The sequence below is a fragment of the Flavobacterium soyae genome (genome assembly GCF_045348165.1).
Lineage (GTDB): Bacteria > Bacteroidota > Bacteroidia > Flavobacteriales > Flavobacteriaceae > Flavobacterium > Flavobacterium soyae.
Window position 1 is genome coordinate 636,056 of sequence record NZ_CP150845.1, and the last position, 19,263, is coordinate 655,318.

The following is a 19,263-nucleotide window of genomic DNA, read 5'->3' on the forward strand; positions in this document are numbered from 1 at the left end:
TTGGCAGACGCTTATTAACAGAAATAAAAAAATATCTATCAGATTTCCTTAAGAATTAAAGACATTCAGACACCAAATACACTAAAATACCTTATTCACTATAATTTCAACAGTTATGAAAAAAAAATTGGAAGCCGATTTAATCAGCATTGCACATCGAATTTTAAAACTTAAAAACAAATCCGATATCAATCAATTATATCTTGAAACTCAGAAATTATATGAGAAATTAGCGATTTTAAAATTTGTAGATGAAAATTTCGATGAAGCAAAACCAACAATCAGCCACAGCGAAATAAGCTCTGAAATTGAAACTATTTTTGAAAAAGAAGCCGTTTCTGAAAAAATAATTCCAGCGGAAACTGTAATCGAAACTCCAGCTCTTTTTAAAGAAATTAAAGCAGAAGAAACCCCAGAACCAGTAATTGCTGAAGAAATAACTGCAGAAATTCCTGAAGAAAAAACTCCTGAACCTGTTGAAGAAACTACCGAAGAACCAATAACAGAACCAGAAGTTGTTAAAGAAATTGAAAAAACAGAACCTGAAAATAATATCGAAGAACTTTCGTTTACGACTGTAAACAATTTAAAACCAATTCCGGATTTCAAACCTATTTTTGAATTAGACACAGAAGAAATAAAAGAGGAGGCTAAAGAAGAACCAAAAACAGAATCAAAAGCAGCGCCCATTCCAATTGCATTTGAAGATTTCGGAATCAATTATGCCGATGCGCAATTTGTAAAAGTGGACAGTTTCGAACCTGTTTCTTCTTTAAACAATGATTTAAAAGAGAAAAAGAATTTTGAAATTCCAGTTTTAGAAACTCCAAAAGAACCAAAATCAGTTTCTTTAAACGAAAAATTAGCAAAAGGTTTCCATATTGATTTGAACGATAGAATCGCTTTTACAAAAAATCTTTTTGGAAACAGCACAGAAGATTATAGCCGTGTTTTAAACCAATTACTAACTTTTGATTCTTATGCCGAAGCAAAGGATTTCATCGAAAACATGGTAAAACCGGATTATAATAATTGGGAAGGAAAAGACGATTACGCAGAACGTTTTCTTGGAATTATTGAGAAAAAATTCGCTTAAAAATAAAACACAGATTACACGAATTAACACTAATTTTTTCTTTGTGAAATTTTTTAAAAGCACTTGTAATCTGTGTCAATTAGTGACTCGAGCGAAAGCGAACAGACGAAGTAAATTCGTGTTATAATATAAAAATATGTCAAAATTATATATCGTTCCAACGCCAATTGGCAATCTTGAAGACATGACTTTTAGAGCCATTCGGGTTTTGAAAGAAGTCGATTTGATTTTGGCTGAGGATACCCGAACAAGCGGAAAACTCCTGAAGCATTTTGAAATTGGCACGCACATGCACAGCCATCATATGCACAACGAGCACAAAACAACCGAAAATTTAATTGCGCGTTTGAAAGCAGGCGAAACCATCGCTTTAATTTCTGATGCAGGAACTCCGGCAATTTCAGATCCGGGATTTTTGTTAACTCGTGCTTGTGTCGAAAATAAAATTGAAGTAGAATGTCTTCCGGGCGCAACGGCTTTTGTTCCAGCACTTGTAAACAGCGGACTTCCAAATGATAAATTTATTTTTGAGGGTTTTCTACCTGATAAAAAAGGACGTCAGACTCGATTTTTGGCTTTAGCCGAAGAAACCCGAACGATGATTTTATATGTTTCTCCGCATAAACTCGTTAAAACATTAGCCGAATTTATTCAATATTTTGGAGAAGACAGACAAGTCTGCGTTTCGAGAGAATTATCAAAATTACACGAAGAAAATGTACGTGGAACGGCGAAAGAAGTTTTAGCACATTTTGAAAAAACCGCGCCGCGAGGCGAAATTGTAGTAGTCGTTGCCGGAAAAACAATAACAAAAGAACCTAAGAAAAGTAAGTTTTCGAAGGACGAAGAAGAATAAATAATTATTTCAGCCACAGATTAAAAGGATTAACACAGATTAAGAATAAGGCTGTCACGAATTACACTAATTTCCACTAATTCAATTCGTGCTAATTCGCGAAATTCGTGGCAAAAAAATCCTTTTTAATCCTTTTAATCTGTGGCAAAAAACAATAAATAACAATCATGAGCATTCAAGCCTTTTTAGAAAAAGTAAAACAAACTCCAACTCAAATAACATTTCCAGAAACTATTGCAGTAATCGAAGAAAATTACAACTTTACACCAACCGCTTTTCAAAACGGGACACAGCATAATGCTGCCGGAGAAAATTCAGGTTCTTGTAAATTATTTTCATTCGCAAAACTGCAAAACTTAAGCAAAGAAGAAACCTTGGCGTGTTTTGGAGCTTTCTATTTTGAAGAAGTTTTAGGAGATCCAAACGGAACGAATCACCAAAATATTAGAAATTTCATCAACTTAGGCTGGGACGGAATTAAGTTTGAAGGAAACGCTTTAGAAGCAAAATAATTCTATTTAAGATTTTTGATTAACGATTTTTGATTTCAGATCTTAAAATCAAGTACTTTAAGATCATCTATAGCAAATCAAAAATCTAATATCAACACTCTAAAATCTAAAATCAATTATGCGTTGGACCATAAAACAAAAACCTTCTGAAAATAAAATCAAACATTTGGCGCAAGCCCTAAATGTAGAAGATTTTGTAGCAGCACTTTTAATTCAGCGTGGTATTGAAACATTTGAAGATGCCAAAAATTTCTTTCGACCGTCATTAGAACATCTTCACGATCCATACTTGATGAAGGATATGGACAAAGCCGTTGCCCGAATAGAACAGGCAATTGAAAATCAGGAAAACATATTAGTTTTTGGCGATTATGATGTTGACGGAACAACAGCCGTTTCTCTGGTTTCTTCCTATTTAAAATCGCATTATTCCCATATTACAACTTACATACCAGATCGCTATGACGAAGGTTATGGTATTTCGTATAAAGGAATTGACTATGCAGACGATAATGGAATTTCATTGATTATCGCGCTCGACTGCGGAATAAAATCAATCGATCATATTGCTTACGCGAAAGCAAAAAACATAGATTTCATTATTTGTGACCACCACAGACCTGGAGAATTTCTTCCGGATGCGGTTGCGATTTTAGATCCAAAAAGAGAAGACTGTTCGTATCCTTATGACGAATTATGCGGCTGCGGCGTTGGTTTTAAACTGATTCAGGCTTTGGGACAAAACCGAAATGAAACTATTCAAGATTTGGTTCCATATCTGGATTTAGTTGCTACGGCAATTGCTGCAGACATTGTTCCGATTACGGGAGAAAATCGTGTTCTGGCTTATTTTGGTTTGAAGGTAATTAATGGCGAACCAAGACCCGGAATTAAAGCTTTGGTGCATCAGGTAAAAAAGAAAGTTTTAGATATTACCGACGTTGTTTTTATTATTTCTCCCCGAATTAATGCTGCCGGGAGAATCAAACATGGAAATCATGCAGTTGAATTATTAACTGAATTTGATTTTGAACAAGCGCAGCAATTCGCTTCAGAAATTGAACAATACAACGCAGACCGAAAAGATTTAGATAAAAAAATCACCAAAGAAGCGTTTCAGCAAATTCTGGAAAACAAAGAAGAAGAACGTTATTCTACTGTTGTTTTTCAGGAAGACTGGCACAAAGGTGTTATCGGGATTGTGGCCTCGAGATTAATTGAAACCTATTATCGCCCGACTTTGGTTTTTACTAAAAGCGGAGACAAATATGCCGCCTCTGCCCGATCTGTAAAAGGATTTGATGTTTATAATGCATTAGACGCGTGCGCAGAACATTTGGAACAATTTGGAGGTCATATGTACGCAGCAGGAATGACTTTAAAAGCTGAGAACTATCCGGCTTTTAAAGAAGCTTTTGAAAAACAGGTATCTGCAACTATTTTACCGGAAATGCGAACTCCGGAAATTGAAATTGATGCCAAAATAAATTTCTCAGATATAACTCCAAAACTCATCCGGATTTTAAAACAATTTGAGCCTTTTGGTCCGCAGAATATGACGCCGGTTTTTATGACTTCGGATATAAAAGATACGGGTTATGCCAAAACTTTGGGCGCTGAAGAAGAACATTTAAGGCTTTTCGTTAAACAATCTAATTCCGACGGAATTGCTGCCATTGGCTTCGGGCTCGGAAAAAAACTTAATATAGCGCAAAATCAAAATCTGTTTCAATTGGCTTATACAATTGCAGAAAACGAATGGAACGGAACTATTTCAACACAGCTTATGCTGAAAGACATTAGAACAAATGACAACTAAATCAAACAAACCTGATCCCTATCAGGCACTTCGTTACAGAGAATTCAACGTATTTTTATTATTGCGTTTTGCTATGGTTTTTGCCTGGGCAATGCAGTTTATCATAATAGAATGGGAGGTTTACAGTTTAACTAAAAACCCGCTTTCGTTAGGAATTATTGGTTTAATGGAAGTTATTCCTGCCGTTGGTATGGCTTTATTTGCCGGACATATTGTTGACCAAAAAGAAAAGAAGGGATTACTGGTAAAATGTATTTTGGGATTTTCGATAATTAGTTTTGGATTGTTTTTACTGACCTGGCCAAAAGTTATTGGTGATTGGTCCCCAACTGTTATTTTATATTCCATTTATGCTTTAGTTTTTTTGGGCGGATTAGTTAGAGCTTTTCTTGGACCAACTATTTTCTCTCTATTATCCTTAATTATTCCTAAAAAGGCATACCCAAATGCTGCCACCTGGAGTAGTTCGGTTTGGCAGATCGGAGCTGTGATGGGCCCGGCACTGGCTGGATTTTCCATTAACTGGATTGGCGTTCACTGGTCAATGTGTCTGGTTTTCGGATTTTCTCTTCTTTCATTAGTAGCTTTATCACAAATCAGTACAAAACCAATCATAAATCCAAAGATTGGAGAATCGATAAAAGACAGTCTTACAGAAGGTTTGACTTTTGTTTTTAAAAATCAAATTGTTTTAGGTGCCTTATCGCTTGACATGATTGCTGTACTTTTTGGAGGCGCTGTAGCGCTATTGCCCATTTTTGCGCAGGATATTTTAAAAGTTGGTTCTGAAGGATTTGGAATATTAAGAGCCGCGCCTGCAGTTGGATCTTTTATTACAATGCTCGTTTCTGCTTATGTGCCCTTATATAAAAATGCAGGAAAGAAACTTTTAGTCGCCATATTTGTTTTCGGATTATCGATCATCTTATTTGGTCTTTCTACGTCGTTCTGGCTTTCTGTTTTCGCTTTATTTTTAAGCGGACTTGCTGATGGAATTTCTGTAGTAATTCGCCAGACGATTTTACAGCTTAAAACTCCCGACCATATGCGTGGGCGTGTTGGTGCTGTAAATTCGATTTTTGTTGGATCTTCTAATGAATTAGGTGCCTTTGAAAGTGGCGCAACTGCTAAATTGATGGGAACTGTTACCTCAGTAGTTTTTGGAGGAAGCATTACACTTTTGACCGTTTTAGGCTTTGGTTTTATATCTCCTACCTTTAGAAACTTAGATCTGCATAAAGATATGGAGGACCATCATAATCAGGAGTAATGAAACAATTACTATTGATTATCTTTTTAATTAAATCCATTTTAATGAATGGGCAAAATCTTTATATCAAAACATACGGAAACGAAAACAATGAACCCATAATTTTCATTCACGGAGGTCCAAGCGGCAACGCAGCTTTATTTGAAGGAACAACAGCTCAAAATCTGGCTGATAAAGGTTTTTATGTTATTGCATACGATCGAAGAGGTGAAGGAAGATCTGCAGATCCTGATGCAAAATTTACTTATGAAGAAGCTTTTCAGGATTTAAATTCAATCTATAAAAAATACCATTTAAAGAAAGCAGTTTTACTTAGCCACAGTTTTGGCGGTTTAGTTGCTACACTTTATACCAATAAATATCCGCAGAATGTAAGCGCTTTGGTTTTAGCCGGGGCTTTATTTTCTCAGCAGGAAACTTACGATCATATTTTAAATTCTGTAAAGAAAATCCACTACGGCGATTCTAAAACGCTGAATAAAATAGCTTACGTAGAAAAACTCGACAAAAATTCCGCTGGATATAGGAAACATTGTTTTGACTTGGCAAGTGATGAAAATTATTTTAAAATGCCAAAACCAACAAAAGCTTCAAAAAAATTATATGCCGATTATGAAGCCGGAGAATTTTTCAAAACCAACATTCGGAACAAAAATGCGCCTTTGCTTTTTTATCAAAACGAAAAGCAAAATAACATCGACAGCAGACCTTTTTTAAAAAAAATTAAAGCCACAGGAGTTCCAATTTTCGCTATTTATGGAAAAGAAGACGGTATTTTCTCTTCGGCGCAAATTACTTCAATTAAAAACCTGGCGGGCAAAGATCACTTCGCATTGTTAGACAATTGCTCACATTATCTTTTTGTTGATCAACAAATTGAATTCATTTCCAATATTAAAAAATGGCTTAGATAGTTTTTTAAACCATATAAGTGATATAAGTTCATTTAATAAAAAATTGAAGGCGAACTTAAATTACCTTATATCACTTATATGGTTCAATATTTTTTCATTTTTACGATCTTTTTATTTAGAATTAATATAAATAATATTTATATTTGTTGAAATAAAAGGATTTACGATGAGAGAAATAGAACAGATATATCATAACAATTTTGGAATAGCCTTTTACTGGAAACAAAATAATCAAACCATTTTAGACAAAGTACAGCTGGTTTTTAAAGAAACAGGCTTTTATTTCAGCGTATCAGAATTGAATCAGTTTTGCGATTTAATTGAAGACAGCTTAATCGAAAATACATGTTGTGAAACTTGCGAAATGAAATATTCCTGCCATAAATTTTTATTGAAAACACCTTGTCCATCTATAGATTTGGCCGTTTCTATGACCGAATTAAAATCGATTAAAGATTTGGTAGAAGGTTCATTATTCAAAATTGAATTAGACGAATATGTATACGGAGCAGGTCTAAACTAGAAACATTACAAATATTTTAACAACATTTCTTCATTATTGAAATATATTTTGATTGTATTCAAAATAAAGTATATTTACAGCAATGAAAAAAATTGGCATTCTTTTTATTCTTGTTGTTTTATCAGTTTTCTTTACTAACTGTGCCAAATCTGATGAATATATTGATCCACGCGGAACTGACTATGCAGGCTCTGAAAGCTGTATTCAATGTCACCAGGTTCAATACAATATGGCATTCCAGAGTTCCCACTTTAAAGCTACCGCTCCCGCAAATTCAGAAAATGTTTTAGGCAATTTTGACGAAGGCAGTCATACTTTTATTTATGACAAAAACACCCGGTTAGTTATGGAAAAACGTAACGACAGTCTTTATCAGGTTTTATATAAAAATGGTAAAGAAGTAGAAGCGCATCGATTTGAAATTATTTTTGGAACTAAACATGCACAGACATCTGTTTACTGGCGTAATCACAATACTTACGAATTACCTGTTTCTTATTACAATTCTATACATAATTGGGCAACAAGTCCTGGGTTCCCTGCTGACAAACCTTATTTTGACCGAATGGTTGTTAAGGATTGTTATTCATGCCATGCATCAAATGCCAGCAGCAGAAGTGTAAACCAAAGTTCTGAGGAAAAAAATTTTTTATCGATGGATGTTGAGGATATTATCGATAAAAAAACCATTGTTTACGGAATTGATTGTGAGCGCTGCCACGGCCCTGCAAAGAAGCATGTTAACTTTCATTTAAAAAATCCAACTGTAAAAACAGCAAACAGTATTACGAGTTTTAAAACACTAAACAGACAGCAAAAGCTGGATGCCTGTGCACTTTGCCACGCCGGAAATGACGGAATGAAAATGAAATCGCGTTTTGAATTTAAACCGGGAGATAATTTATCTGAGTTTTTTCGTGAAACCAGAAGTATTAACGATACAGCCAATTTTGATGTTCACGGAAATCAGTTTCGTTTAATGGCGCAAAGCAAGTGTTTTATAAACAGCGAGAAAATGGATTGTATTACGTGTCATAATCCACACGAAAATGCTTCGAAGAATATGGCATCGTATTCTAAAATATGCATGAGTTGTCATCAAGGTTTAAAACACAATGAAAAAACGCTGAAAATAATGCCTGAAAAATTATTGGCAGATAATTGTGTAGAATGTCATATGCCGAAAAAAGCATCAGGAGCAATTAAATTTCAGCTTTCAAACAGTAAACAACTTTCAGAATATATTCTGCGAACACATAAAATTGGTATTTATCCAATGGAAAAAAAGTAGTTACGATTCGAATTTTTGAAGCTCGAAAGTTTCTCCGTCAAAAACACCGTAAGTAAAATATCCAATCCAGTCGCCCAGATTTACGTAGTTAGAATCCTCTCCTACCGGAATTATCATAGGCAAATGACGATGCCCAAAAATGAAATAATTGTAATGTTTAGTTTCTAATTTACGTTTGGCGTACAAAACCAGCCATTCGTTTTCTTCACCCAAAAACTTTACATCTTCGTCTCCAGAAATTAGTTTGTTTTTTACTGATAAATATTGCGCTAAACTTACGCCAACATCTGGATGCAGCCAGCGAAAAAGCCATTTTGAAAACGGATTTGTAAATACCTTTTTCATTCGTTTATACCCTTTATCACCTGGGCCTTTTCCGTCGCCGTGCCCAATCAAGAAAGTTTTTCCGTTAAAAGTAAACTCTTTATTGTCGTGGTAAACCGGGATATTCAATTCGGTTTGAAAATAATCATTCATCCATAAATCATGATTTCCAACGAAAAAATAAATCGGAATACCGCTGTCACGAATTTCTGCCATTTTTCCTAAAACACGTACAAAACCTTTTGGCACAACTGTTTTGTATTCGAACCAAAAATCAAATAAATCACCTAATAAAAAAATAGCTTCGGCATCTTCTTTAACTTTATCAAGCCAAGCTACAAATTTTTGCTCACGCGGCAGGCTCAACTCAGGAGTTGGCGCACCAAAATGTTGATCTGAAGCAAAATATACTTTTTTCATTTAGATTATTAGATAGTTAGAATCTTAGACTTCTTAGATTATAATTTAGAAACTTTTGACTTTTGACTTTTGACTTTTTTACAAATTATCACTTGCGTACCATTCTGCAAATGATGATTCTGTTTCCTGAAGTTTAAGTGAGAAAAGAGAAATTCCAGACGGAAGTCTTGCAATGATTCTTTCTGCAAAATCTACCACCATGTTTTCACTTGTTGGCTGATAATCAACCAAAATCACATGATGTCCACGGTTTTTTAATTCATTTGCTAATTCAACATGCGGCGTTGTTTGATTAAAAACTGTTGCATGATCGAACTGATCGACAATTTCTTCTTTTACAATTTTCTTTAGGTCAGAAAAATCAATTACCATTCCGAATTTCACATTAGACCTGTCAGTGATTGGCGAGCCAATAACGGTTACCGACAATTTATAACTGTGCCCGTGAACGTTCTTGCATTTTCCGTCGTAACCGTACAATGCATGTCCGGTTTCGAAACTAAATTGTTTTGTAATTCTGATATTACTCATCGATTATTAATTTAAGCTTGCAAATTTACAAATTAATAACCGTTTTTGTCTCTTTTTTTGGCTCTGATATACATCCAGTAAGCAATTCCTACTAAAAACAGGAACGGAATAAAAGATCCAATTAAAACTCCAATTTGATAACTGCTGTCCGGAGCGTTTTTAATTTTCTCCGCAACATCGACTTTTTGAAATAATGAAATGAGTTTCATTTAAACTTATATTTATTGTTATTTTTTATTTGGCCACAGATTAAAAGGATTAATTGGATTATTTTAAAAATCATTTTAATTCTTCTAATCCCGATAGCTATCGAGAGTGGCAAAAATTTACTTTTTAAATTGTCTCAAGGCATTTCTGCTAAAATCAGACAAAACCAGTTTTCCTGTAATTGAAGCTCGTTCAATTAACAGAGATTCCCATTGTTCTGTTCCTTCCCAAATAATTTTTTTCATTTCCTGAAGTGCTTCCGGATTATATAAACTTAATTTCTGGGCAAAATTCTGAACATCATTATCCAGATTTTCTGAATTGGATAAAACAGAATAAAGTCCTTTTTGAAAAGCCCAGTCTGCCGATTTCCATTCGTGCGCCGTCAAAGTCATTTCGGCCATTGCGGTTTTTCCTATTTTACGAGAAACAGCCGGTTCGATTACAAAAGGCCCTATTCCGATTGCTAATTCAGACAATTTTACATCACTTTCAGGAGCTGCAAAAACATAATCGCAGGCAGCAATAATTCCCACACCTCCGCCAACTGCTTTTCCCTGAACGCGGCCAATAATCAGCTTATTGCAATTGCGCATCGCATTTAGTAAATGTGCAAAACCAGAGAAAAATTTCGTTCCCTGTTCTTCATTTTCGACTTGCAAAAGTTCATCAAACGAAGCGCCTGAACAAAAAGCTTTTACGCCCTGGCTTTTTAAAATAATAACCGAAACACTCTCGTTTCGGCTCAACTCATTAATTTTGGTTGTTAATTTATCTAACAATTCGCGTGGAAAAGAATTACTTGCAGGATGCCCAAACTGCACTATGGCAATTGTATTTTGAAAAGAAGTCTCTAAAGATCCTTTTATATTTTCTAAACTCATAAAAATATTTTTAAACGTAAAGTTACGCTTTTGAAAAATATTTTGTCAGATAGGTCCTGAAATTTGTTTTTTGAAAATTATTTGACTTTATTTGTTAATGCTTTGGGGGATTAGCTCATTTGGCTAGAGTGTCCCGATGGAAAATCGGGATGGTGATAGTTCGAATCGGATATTTTCCACAAAACAAGGGGGATTAGCTCATTTGGCTAGAGCGTCCCGATGGAAAATCGGGATGGTGATAGTTCGAATCGGATATTTTCCACAAAACAAGGGGGATTAGCTCATTTGGCTAGAGCGTCCCGATGGAAAATCGGGATGGTGATAGTTCGAATTCGGTGTTCTTCACAAAACAAGGGGGATTAGCTCATTTGGCTAGAGTGTCCCGATGGAAAATCGGGATGGTGATGGTTCGAATTGGATATTTTCCACAAAACAAGGGGGATTAGCTCATTTGGCTAGAGTGTCCCGATGGAAAATCGGGATGGTGATGGTTCGAATTGGATATTTTCCACAAAACAAGGGGGATTAGCTCATTTGGCTAGAGCGCTTGCCTGGCAGGCAAGAGGTGATCGGTTCGAATCCGATATTCTCCACAATTTTTTTACAATTTTATCACAACAAAAATACCCGAACAAAAACGTTCGGGTATTTTTATTTATAGCCATTATGTTTTATACTTATATTCTTTATTCAGCTACTCTTAACAAATATTATATTGGTTCTTGTCAAGATATTCAGAAACGTTTGCAAGACCATTTAAATAGTCGAAGTAAATTTACTAAGGTTGTAAAAGATTGGGAATTAAAGTATCACGAAACTTTTGAAACTCGAAGCGATGCGATGAAAAGGGAGTTGCAAATAAAAAAAATGAAGAGCCGTAAATACATTGAAAGCTTAATAGAAACAAAAGGCTAGAGTATCCCGATGCATCGGAAGGGTGACCGGTTCTAATCCGGTATTCTCCACAAAAAACCGTATTACAAATAAGTAATACGGTTTTTTTATTGATTTCATTATCTACTTTTCATTTGCCGAATCCTCAGCATCAACTCTGTCTTTTTTTGCTTTTTTGAAATCATTATTCAGCAAATCAGTCAGTTTCTTTTTCTCTTTTTGATTTTTTTTAATTGTCAGCACAACCAAAATAATAATCAAAACGGCTACAACTCCTATTACAATCCAATTAATTTCCATAATCTTAAATTTTAATTAAAAGTAAAAATTTAAACTACACTCCATATTATCAAAATGTTAAGCATTATTTTTTGAACTTCATTTTAAACCCGTAAGCTAGAAAAAGGTATCTTTTCTATTGAGGTCAGAAAAGAATGCTCTTTGTTTTGTGAAAACTTTTTTTACATTTATAATCGGTAATCACAATCAACTATAAATTTTAAAAGTACATTTAAATACCACTTTTATGAATATTAAATTACAAACATTACTCGCCGCGACAATTTTATTATTTTTTTCTTGTAACGATAAAAAAACCATAGAAACCCAGGAAACCCCAGCAGTAGACAAAACTGCAGCAGTAGAAAATGATACAATCGAAGATGAGTCGGCTCCCAGAAAAGAAAGCATTAATTTATTTATGGTTATGCAAAAAGACAGCAGTGATATTGCTTTTGTTTCTCTTTCAGATATTTATCATCTTAATGATACCGATTCAGATACACTTGCTCTGCCTAACATAGAAAAAATAGGTATTGAGAATGCCGAATACTTTACGTTAGAAAAAAAATACAGAAACAGATTTTTATCTAAAACAAACATTTCCGAAACCGACTCTGTATTTGTATACGATTATGGTAAGAAAAAATTGGCTTCGTTTTCTGTAAAAAATCTAAAAGCCGCTGCATTACTTAATGGTTATTCATCTCAAGAAGACTGGCCTTATAAAAGATATGATTATATGATTGGCTTCGAAATCAATAAAAAATATTTAAACGGATTTAGTGAATATTACAGAGATGCATTTGTATATGTTGGTAAAGAAAATCCGTTTTCAAAAGAACCTTTGCAGGCAATTATATGGAAGAAAATTTCCAGCAAAGAATATCCATCAAAAGCATTAAAAAATGGAGATCGTACTATTTTAAAAAATACCGTTGCCGGAAATACGTACTTGTATAAAAATGACAGTTATAATTATTTTTTACAAGACTATCTTGATGATCGTAAAATGATTTATGCCAGACGTCTTTTAGTTACAGACTCTAAAACTGCAGCTATCATAATTGAAAAACTTTACAGTCAAAGCGAAGGCAGCTCTCCTTCTCCGCTTAATTATGAAGATGGACTCGATGCTAACCAATGGACAGGAAAACTTTTTAAAAATAAACCGCAAGTTGTTTTCGGCTTTTTGTATGAATCATTTGGATGTCCGGGAATTTCAATTATTGATAAATCAAACGAAGAAATTTATCTGCAGTGCGATAATCGCCATTAAGAAACCGAGCAAATATTGTACAACTCAAAATCTAAATCATGTCTGAATTAAGCTCATTATATTGTAAAGTAAAAATCACAAAACCACAGCTGGAAAAGTTTTTAAACAGTTCGCTTGAAGAACCGGAATTAAACAAAAACTGGACCGAATGGTGGAACAGCCGCAAAATGTATTCAAAAATGGAATTAACTCCAGAATTACTGCGCGCCTATAACGACGATATTAATAAAGAAGTTATTGACGGATGGATTGATTATCCCGAAGCAATGGCTTTTTCAGATTATGACGAAGCGATTGAAGAATGGCATTGGGGAATGATGTTTTTCAGTCAGAATTTTACAGAAATGATACCAATGTTTGCTTTTATCATTAGCTTAGATAAATACGTGATTGAAAGTACAGAAAACCAGGCAATTGTTTTTCCTTTCTTTTGGGGAGATAATGCCGTTCATGCATATATTTATTTTGAAGATGAAAAAGCGATATTGAGTCCGAAAGCACAAACTTTAAAAGATGTAGATCCGAATTTTATAGAACAGACGAAAGATTTTCTCAACAAAAAATGGGATCAGATGGCGAAAGAAATGGATTTAGATAATTTGGATTAATTTAATCCCTACGGGATATTTTGGGGATGGGTTTACATATGTCTACCGATATATAACTCCTAGCGGAGTATTTCGTAGCAATTAAATATAGATAGAAAAATATTTGTTGAATTTTGCATATGATATCTGTTTATTAGAAATCTAATTTAAAAACTCCGTTAGGAGTTACATATCGGTAGAAAAAAACATTACACACACGAACATTTGTCCCGTAGGGACTTTATAAAATATCGACAGCACAGATTTGCAATCCATTCCCGAAAAAGTAAAATCCAATCAAATTGCATTATACAGCTTAAAACAAAGAAATTTTTGCGTCTTAATGCCTTCGTGGCAAAACCTTACCTCAACAAAAACCCCATCCGGATCGACCCAAAAAAGTACCCAGTATTCGTATCATTAACATCGCCTTCTAATTCCCTTCCTCGGTAAATAAAAGAATACGACATATTGAAGTTGTTGTGTCTGTATTTCAAACCAAACTCGGCATTGAAACGAAGCGGAACCAAATCGAAAGTTACAGGACTTGTATCGTTAAACATACTTCCTTCGATTGTCGCATCATAAAACTGATAATTGACGCTTGGCATTGCGTAGAAATAAAATTCTCTAATATTTGGCTGCACATTCGCACTTACCGAAGCATCATGAAGATTAGAATCGTAAATTGGAGTCAGTCTCTTAAAACCAATTCGGGTTAAAAATCCTGTCGAAACTCCTGTAAAAATAGTTCCCAAATTGGCTTCAGACTGAAAATGAAGATCTATAAAATCGTTATGTTTTGCTGGAAATAATTTCTTCGAATACATAACATGCGCCTGAACCGCAAAAGCATTATGAAGCTGATTTTCCCAGCCGTATACTGTTTTATATCCAATTAGTTTATGAAAACCTTCCTGTGTTTCTTCGCCCAAAGCATTCGGCCCCATATAACCCAATTGAAAATCAGTTTTTAAAACCGATTCGCTTTCATAAAAAAAACTTCTTCCGGCTTCGGCAAAAAGGTAAGCTGTAAAAGGGCGATCGTTTTCAAGAACTGCTTCTTTATTAATAAATCTCGGATTATAAATATACTGCCCAATTCTAAATTCGGTTATTTTTTTATTGATTTTCTCGTTTTCATTCTTAGATAAAAATCGATAAAAAATCTCCAAACCGTTGGTGTAATACATATCATTTTTTGATGATGTGTATAAATCATTATCGGATATAAAACCTATTTCTGTAGTTTTTCCTTGTCCAAAAGTTAACGCTGCTGTCAAAATTAGAAAAGCAAAAAATGTTTTTTTACTTTCCATCGTAATTTATTTTTCCCACGTAACGCATCTCGCGAACAATTCGTTCTTTTCTCCTGTTAATATAACTTGACGAGCCGGTAGCTTTAAATTTTCTAGGATTTGGTAAAATTGCAGCAATTCCTGCAGCCTGCATTGGTGTTAAACTCGACGCATCACGACGATACCAATGTTCTGTTGCTGCATAAGCACCATAAACACCGTCTCCCATTTCGATACTGTTCAGATAAACTTCCATAATACGTTCTTTGCCCCAGATAATTTCAATTAAAACAGTAAAATAAGCTTCAAGACCTTTACGGAAATAACTTTTTCCCTGCCATAAAAAGACATTTTTTGCCGTTTGCTGCGAAATTGTGCTTCCGCCTCGAATTCGACGTCCGCGTTCATTGCTTTTATAAGCTTTTTGCAGCGCTTTAAAATCAAAACCATTATGCGTTAAAAAAGTTCCGTCTTCACTCGCAATTACGGCTTTTTGCAAATTCATAGAAATTTTATCAATTGGTTCCCAATCGTGGTCAAAATAAACTTCCTTCCCCCCTAACTTGTTTTCGATGGCGCGAATAAGCATTAAAGGAGTAAATGGTACTGGAACGTATTTAAAAAATATAACCGATCCTATCGAAAGTCCAAAAAACCACAACATTGTTTTAATCAAAAACCATTTTACTTTTTCGCCAAAAGAACGATTTGATTTCTTTGCAGACGTTTTAGATTTTGGTTTACTCGTGGTTGTTGTTTTTTTTGGTGCTGGTTTTTTGGGTGCTGCCATTATATTAAATCTGCTAATTCTGTTCCTACTAAACTGCCTATTGCTACTCCCATTCCGCCTAAACGTACTCCACAAAACACGTTTTCAGACAATTGAGAAACAACAGGATTCTTACTATTTCCAATTCCCATAATGCCGCTCCAACGGTGCGCAATCTGGAAATCCTGATTTGGTAAAATTACATTTTTCAGTAAATCTTCCAATTTATTTTGAACAATTTTCGTCTGGCCAAATTCAGTTGTAGTTTCTGTTTCAAAATCGAGATTTCGGCCTCCGCCTAAAAGGATTCGGTCGCCAATATTTCTGAAATAATAATAACCTCGGTCTAAATGAAAAGTACCTTTTATATCCAGATTTTTAATGGGTTCTGTAATTAAAACCTGCGCTCTTGCAGGTTTTACTGCTCCGTTTGTCAAAGCATTTGCAAAACCATTTGTGGCAAAAAGTAATTTATTAGTTTTAAAGCTAAAATCATTCAGCACCACTTCAACATGATTTCCGGCATCAGAATAAGAAGTTACGGTTTGCTGATTAAGAATTAAAATATCTGCAGATACGGCTTGCTTCAACAATTCCTGCATCATATTTCCGGTATCAATTTGTGCTTCAAACGGATTAAAAATTAGATAATCCTGAATATTTCCAAACCCAAATCGGTCGGTTTCTTTAGAAAAAACATCGGCCTTAAAAAGCGGTTTTAAAATTTCATTTATAAAAGGCAGTTTCAAAATACATTCACTAAACCCAAGTTCATCTTCTTTCAAAAACAACTCATATCCGCCGTGAGGTTTAAAATCAATTGCCTGATCTCCTAATCTTTTTCGAAGCAGCTGCAAACCTTTCCAGCGTTTTTCGATAAGTGCGGCAACATCTTCTTCTGAATGCGTTTTTAAATCATCTAAAATTTCTGAGAGACTTCCGAAACAGGCAAAACCTGCATTTTTTGTACTCGCGCCTTGTGGAAGCATTCCTCTTTCGAGAACCAAAATTTTTGCGGCAGGAAATCTTTCGCGTAAGCGTAAAGCGGTATGCAGACCAACAATGCCGCTGCCCACAATTGTATAATCAATATCTGTGAACCAGTTTTTTAGTTCCCAATAACTTAGTTCCATATCTATATTAAATTCCAATATTAAAATTTCAAATTCCAATCTTGGGTTAAATTACAAATTTTTAAATTCCAAATTCCAAACTTTGCTGTTGATTTTTTTAATAACCACGAATTCACGAATTATTTTTTGATAATCTTTGAGAATAAAATTCGTGAATTCGTGGTGAATAAAATTTTTAAAGACAACGTTTTGGAATTTGGAATTTTAAAGTTTGGAATTTTAACAATAATTTGGAATTTGGAATTTAACTATTTGGAGTTTAAATGTTGTATTTTTAGCACACAAAAAAATAGAATTTTTATTATGAAAAAAGTATTATTAACAACCTTAATAATGATGAGTTTAAACGCTATCGGGCAGAATGTTATGTCTCCGGAATTATTATGGAAATTAGGCAGGGTTACTCCGCTTGGAATTTCTAAAGATGCAAAAAATGTAGTTTTTAAGGTTTCAACACCTTCTGTAGAAGAAAACAAATCTCATTCTAAATTTTACACCATTCCGGTAAACGGAGGAAATGCAGTTGAAATTAAAGACACAAAAGACGTTTTAGCAGATAAAAATGTTTCGCCTGACGGAAAATATTTAGTTTATAATGAAGAAGTAAAAATCGACAAAGTTTTAGGTAAAGATTTTTATCCAAAATTAGATAAATCTGATGCCCAGATTTATGATGGTTTAGATTATCGTCATTGGGACACTTGGAACGAAGGAAAATTTAATCACATTTTTTATAAAGAAAACAAAGACGGTGCAAAAGGAACCGACATCTTGAAAGGTGAAACTTTTGATTCTCCGCAAAAACCTTTTGGAGGCGATGAAGATTATATCTGGTCGCCAGACAGCAAAAGCATTTTTTATGTGTGCAAGAAAAAAGCAGGAACGGCTTATGCAGTTTCTACAAACACAAATATTTATGAGTACAATTTAGAGACTCAAAAAACAACGAATAAAACCGAAGATAATTTAGGTTACGATACGGCACCGCAATTTTCTCCAACAGGAAATTTATCTTGGTTACAAATGAAACGTGACGGTTACGAGTCAGACAAAAACGATATTATTGTTGAGTTTAAAGGAATCAAAACTAATCTAACAGCAAACTGGGACGGAACTGTAGATAATTTTATCTGGAGTAAAGACGGAAAAACAGTATTTTTTGTTGCGCCAATTGACGGGACAAAACAACTTTTCTCTGTAAATTTTCCTGGTTTAACTAAAATTGCAATTCAAGTTCGCCAATTAACAAACGGTGATTTTGACGTAAATGATTTAGTTGGTTTTTCTGGAGACGATATCATCGTTACGAGAACGGATATGAATCATGCTGGTGAGATTTTTTCTTTTAATTTGAAGAAAAATACCTGGAAACAATTATCAAACATCAATACTGAAACGTACAAAACTTTAGCATTAAGCAAAACGGAGAAACGTTATGTTACTACAACCGATGGTAAAAAAATGCTGGTTTGGGTTATTTTACCTCCAAACTTTGATGCTTCTAAAAAATACCCGACTTTATTATTCTGCCAAGGCGGACCTCAAAGTGCGTTGACACAATCGTATTCTTTCCGTTGGAATTTCTCTTTAATGGCGGCAAAAGGTTATGTGGTTGTGGCACCAAACCGCCGTGGTATGCCGGGACATGGTGTTGAATGGAACGAACAAATTAGTAAAGACTGGGGCGGACAAGTTATGGACGATTACCTTTCGGCAATTGATGATGTGGCTAAAGAAAGCTACGTTGACAAAAGCCGCTTAGGATGTGTTGGTGCAAGCTACGGAGGATATTCTGTATTTTATTTAGCAGGAATTCACAAAAACCGTTTTAAAACTTTTATCGCTCACGATGGTGTTTTCAATACTGTTTCAATGTTAGGAACTACTGAAGAAGTTTTCTTTAACAACTGGGATTTTGGCGGACCTTACTGGGAAAAAGATAATGCTGTGGCTCAAAAAGCGTACACTACTTTTAATCCTGCAACTTTGGTTCAAAACTGGAACAAACCTATTTTAATTTTCCAGGGAGGAAAAGATTTCCGTGTGCCAATTGGGCAAGGACAAGAAGCTTTTCAAGCTGCCCAGTTAAGAGGTATCAAAAGCCGCTTTGTGTATTTTCCAGATGAAAATCACTGGGTTTTAAAACCGCAAAATGCACAGGTTTGGCAGGGAGAATTCTTTAAATGGTTAAACGAAACTCTTTAATGAATTATAAAAAACAGAATTGGCCGCAGTATTATTTATATAATCTGCGGCTATTTTGTTTTTAAAACCTTTGAATTATGTAAATATTTGATTTGCTTTTACTTTTCTTAGATGGAAATTTTAAATAAATTGCAGTAAATTGTAATAAGAGAACTTCGTAAACGCCAAATAA

General features: G+C 34.5%; 20 protein-coding genes and 1 tRNA gene. 13 read left to right on the forward strand and 8 right to left on the reverse strand.

The features are described from left to right. The first annotated feature begins 115 nt into the window (after positions 1–115). The 8 genes from AABD74_RS02955 (at position 116) to AABD74_RS02990 (ending at position 8,281) form a co-directional block, all read left to right on the forward strand. Positions 116–1,096 carry a hypothetical protein gene (locus tag AABD74_RS02955; RefSeq protein WP_232681851.1) on the forward strand — a complete coding sequence of 327 codons (981 nt, stop codon included), beginning with the start codon at positions 116–118 and terminating at the stop codon, positions 1,094–1,096. 136 nt (positions 1,097–1,232) lie between these two features. Continuing rightward, the gene (gene rsmI / locus AABD74_RS02960; protein ID WP_232681849.1) at positions 1,233–1,952 is read left to right on the forward strand and encodes a 16S rRNA (cytidine(1402)-2'-O)-methyltransferase; all 720 of its coding nucleotides are present in this window, start codon (positions 1,233–1,235) and stop codon (positions 1,950–1,952) included. Positions 1,953–2,119: 167 nt separating this feature from the next. Then, the gene (locus AABD74_RS02965) at positions 2,120–2,464 is read left to right on the forward strand and encodes a HopJ type III effector protein (RefSeq protein WP_035681760.1); all 345 of its coding nucleotides are present in this window, start codon (positions 2,120–2,122) and stop codon (positions 2,462–2,464) included. Between the two features lie 118 nt (positions 2,465–2,582). Beyond that, the gene (gene recJ, locus AABD74_RS02970) at positions 2,583–4,283 is read left to right on the forward strand and encodes a single-stranded-DNA-specific exonuclease RecJ (RefSeq protein ID WP_406844627.1); all 1,701 of its coding nucleotides are present in this window, start codon (positions 2,583–2,585) and stop codon (positions 4,281–4,283) included. Continuing rightward, a complete protein-coding gene (locus tag AABD74_RS02975) occupies positions 4,273–5,553 on the forward strand; it encodes an MFS transporter (protein WP_406844628.1) in 1,281 nt (426 codons plus the stop codon). Before recJ ends, AABD74_RS02975 begins: the two co-directional genes overlap by 11 nt. Further along, positions 5,553–6,467, forward strand: a complete 915-nt coding sequence (locus AABD74_RS02980) for an alpha/beta fold hydrolase (protein ID WP_406844629.1) — start codon at positions 5,553–5,555, stop codon at positions 6,465–6,467. The genes AABD74_RS02975 and AABD74_RS02980 overlap by 1 nt, the downstream gene beginning before the upstream one ends. Before the next feature lie 166 nt (positions 6,468–6,633). Next, positions 6,634–6,990 carry a hypothetical protein gene (locus AABD74_RS02985; RefSeq protein ID WP_406844630.1) on the forward strand — a complete coding sequence of 119 codons (357 nt, stop codon included), beginning with the start codon at positions 6,634–6,636 and terminating at the stop codon, positions 6,988–6,990. 82 nt (positions 6,991–7,072) lie between these two features. Next, complete coding sequence (locus AABD74_RS02990) at positions 7,073–8,281, forward strand: cytochrome c3 family protein (protein WP_232681843.1); 1,209 nt, start codon at positions 7,073–7,075, stop codon at positions 8,279–8,281. Here the strand turns inward: AABD74_RS02990 and AABD74_RS02995 are convergent, their stop codons facing one another. From AABD74_RS02995 to AABD74_RS03010, 4 genes are all read right to left on the reverse strand, one after another. Beyond that, positions 8,282–9,025, reverse strand: coding sequence for a UDP-2,3-diacylglucosamine diphosphatase (locus AABD74_RS02995; protein ID WP_232681842.1), 744 nt, complete (start codon positions 9,023–9,025; stop codon positions 8,282–8,284). 78 nt (positions 9,026–9,103) lie between these two features. Next, complete coding sequence (locus AABD74_RS03000) at positions 9,104–9,556, reverse strand: 6-carboxytetrahydropterin synthase (protein WP_053473283.1); 453 nt, start codon at positions 9,554–9,556, stop codon at positions 9,104–9,106. A gap of 32 nt (positions 9,557–9,588) precedes the next feature. Next, the gene (locus AABD74_RS03005; protein WP_232681841.1) at positions 9,589–9,765 is read right to left on the reverse strand and encodes a hypothetical protein; all 177 of its coding nucleotides are present in this window, start codon (positions 9,763–9,765) and stop codon (positions 9,589–9,591) included. 117 nt (positions 9,766–9,882) lie between these two features. Then, positions 9,883–10,647, reverse strand: a complete 765-nt coding sequence (locus AABD74_RS03010) for an enoyl-CoA hydratase/isomerase family protein (protein WP_406844631.1) — start codon at positions 10,645–10,647, stop codon at positions 9,883–9,885. 519 nt (positions 10,648–11,166) lie between these two features. Between AABD74_RS03010 and AABD74_RS03015 the strand changes: the two genes are divergently transcribed. Beyond that, positions 11,167–11,240 (forward strand) — tRNA-Ala (locus AABD74_RS03015). A 73-nt stretch (positions 11,241–11,313) separates the two neighbouring features. Further along, positions 11,314–11,562, forward strand: coding sequence for a GIY-YIG nuclease family protein (locus AABD74_RS03020; RefSeq protein WP_232681839.1), 249 nt, complete (start codon positions 11,314–11,316; stop codon positions 11,560–11,562). A gap of 102 nt (positions 11,563–11,664) precedes the next feature. On the opposite strand, the gene AABD74_RS03025 is transcribed toward AABD74_RS03020, so the two are convergent. Next, positions 11,665–11,841 (reverse strand): hypothetical protein, encoded by a 177-nt coding sequence (locus AABD74_RS03025; protein WP_232681838.1) that lies wholly within the window; start codon positions 11,839–11,841, stop codon positions 11,665–11,667. Positions 11,842–12,067: 226 nt separating this feature from the next. On the opposite strand from AABD74_RS03025, the gene AABD74_RS03030 reads away from it, so the two are divergent. Continuing rightward, entirely contained in the window at positions 12,068–13,099 is a 1,032-nt protein-coding gene (locus AABD74_RS03030; RefSeq protein ID WP_232681837.1) for an oxidoreductase, read from the forward strand. 38 nt (positions 13,100–13,137) lie between these two features. Beyond that, positions 13,138–13,707, forward strand: a complete 570-nt coding sequence (locus AABD74_RS03035) for a hypothetical protein (protein ID WP_406844632.1) — start codon at positions 13,138–13,140, stop codon at positions 13,705–13,707. A 341-nt stretch (positions 13,708–14,048) separates the two neighbouring features. On the opposite strand, the gene AABD74_RS03040 is transcribed toward AABD74_RS03035, so the two are convergent. From AABD74_RS03040 to AABD74_RS03050, 3 genes are read right to left on the reverse strand one after another with little or no spacing between them, the layout of a single operon-like run. Beyond that, positions 14,049–15,005 (reverse strand): lipid A deacylase LpxR family protein, encoded by a 957-nt coding sequence (locus tag AABD74_RS03040; protein ID WP_406844633.1) that lies wholly within the window; start codon positions 15,003–15,005, stop codon positions 14,049–14,051. Continuing rightward, positions 14,995–15,774 (reverse strand): monofunctional biosynthetic peptidoglycan transglycosylase, encoded by a 780-nt coding sequence (gene mtgA / locus AABD74_RS03045; protein WP_232681834.1) that lies wholly within the window; start codon positions 15,772–15,774, stop codon positions 14,995–14,997. Before mtgA ends, AABD74_RS03040 begins: the two co-directional genes overlap by 11 nt. Next, positions 15,774–16,886, reverse strand: a complete 1,113-nt coding sequence (locus tag AABD74_RS03050; protein WP_406845620.1) for an NAD(P)/FAD-dependent oxidoreductase — start codon at positions 16,884–16,886, stop codon at positions 15,774–15,776. The genes mtgA and AABD74_RS03050 overlap by 1 nt, the downstream gene beginning before the upstream one ends. 303 nt (positions 16,887–17,189) lie before the next feature. On the opposite strand from AABD74_RS03050, the gene AABD74_RS03055 reads away from it, so the two are divergent. Then, the gene (locus AABD74_RS03055; RefSeq protein WP_406844634.1) at positions 17,190–19,091 is read left to right on the forward strand and encodes an alpha/beta fold hydrolase; all 1,902 of its coding nucleotides are present in this window, start codon (positions 17,190–17,192) and stop codon (positions 19,089–19,091) included. The last annotated feature ends 172 nt before the right edge of the window (positions 19,092–19,263 follow it).

Excerpts from the sequence above, each read along its gene's own strand:
- rsmI (WP_232681849.1), top strand. The coding sequence starts at position 1,233 with ATGTCAAAATTATATATCGTTCCAACGCCAATTGGCAATCTTGAAGAC.
- AABD74_RS02955 (WP_232681851.1), top strand. The coding sequence starts at position 116 with ATGAAAAAAAAATTGGAAGCCGATTTAATCAGCATTGCACATCGAATT.
- AABD74_RS02980 (WP_406844629.1), top strand. The coding sequence starts at position 5,553 with ATGAAACAATTACTATTGATTATCTTTTTAATTAAATCCATTTTAATG.
- AABD74_RS03035 (WP_406844632.1), top strand. The coding sequence starts at position 13,138 with ATGTCTGAATTAAGCTCATTATATTGTAAAGTAAAAATCACAAAACCA.
- AABD74_RS03050 (WP_406845620.1), bottom strand. The coding sequence starts at position 16,886 with ATGGAACTAAGTTATTGGGAACTAAAAAACTGGTTCACAGATATTGAT.
- AABD74_RS03040 (WP_406844633.1), bottom strand. The coding sequence starts at position 15,005 with ATGGAAAGTAAAAAAACATTTTTTGCTTTTCTAATTTTGACAGCAGCG.
- AABD74_RS02995 (WP_232681842.1), bottom strand. The coding sequence starts at position 9,025 with ATGAAAAAAGTATATTTTGCTTCAGATCAACATTTTGGTGCGCCAACT.
- AABD74_RS03020 (WP_232681839.1), top strand. The coding sequence starts at position 11,314 with ATGTTTTATACTTATATTCTTTATTCAGCTACTCTTAACAAATATTAT.
- AABD74_RS02965 (WP_035681760.1), top strand. The coding sequence starts at position 2,120 with ATGAGCATTCAAGCCTTTTTAGAAAAAGTAAAACAAACTCCAACTCAA.
- AABD74_RS03025 (WP_232681838.1), bottom strand. The coding sequence starts at position 11,841 with ATGGAAATTAATTGGATTGTAATAGGAGTTGTAGCCGTTTTGATTATT.
- mtgA (WP_232681834.1), bottom strand. The coding sequence starts at position 15,774 with ATGGCAGCACCCAAAAAACCAGCACCAAAAAAAACAACAACCACGAGT.
- AABD74_RS03005 (WP_232681841.1), bottom strand. The coding sequence starts at position 9,765 with ATGAAACTCATTTCATTATTTCAAAAAGTCGATGTTGCGGAGAAAATT.
- AABD74_RS02975 (WP_406844628.1), top strand. The coding sequence starts at position 4,273 with ATGACAACTAAATCAAACAAACCTGATCCCTATCAGGCACTTCGTTAC.
- AABD74_RS03030 (WP_232681837.1), top strand. The coding sequence starts at position 12,068 with ATGAATATTAAATTACAAACATTACTCGCCGCGACAATTTTATTATTT.
- AABD74_RS03010 (WP_406844631.1), bottom strand. The coding sequence starts at position 10,647 with ATGAGTTTAGAAAATATAAAAGGATCTTTAGAGACTTCTTTTCAAAAT.
- AABD74_RS02985 (WP_406844630.1), top strand. The coding sequence starts at position 6,634 with ATGAGAGAAATAGAACAGATATATCATAACAATTTTGGAATAGCCTTT.
- AABD74_RS03000 (WP_053473283.1), bottom strand. The coding sequence starts at position 9,556 with ATGAGTAATATCAGAATTACAAAACAATTTAGTTTCGAAACCGGACAT.
- AABD74_RS03055 (WP_406844634.1), top strand. The coding sequence starts at position 17,190 with ATGAAAAAAGTATTATTAACAACCTTAATAATGATGAGTTTAAACGCT.
- AABD74_RS02990 (WP_232681843.1), top strand. The coding sequence starts at position 7,073 with ATGAAAAAAATTGGCATTCTTTTTATTCTTGTTGTTTTATCAGTTTTC.
- recJ (WP_406844627.1), top strand. The coding sequence starts at position 2,583 with ATGCGTTGGACCATAAAACAAAAACCTTCTGAAAATAAAATCAAACAT.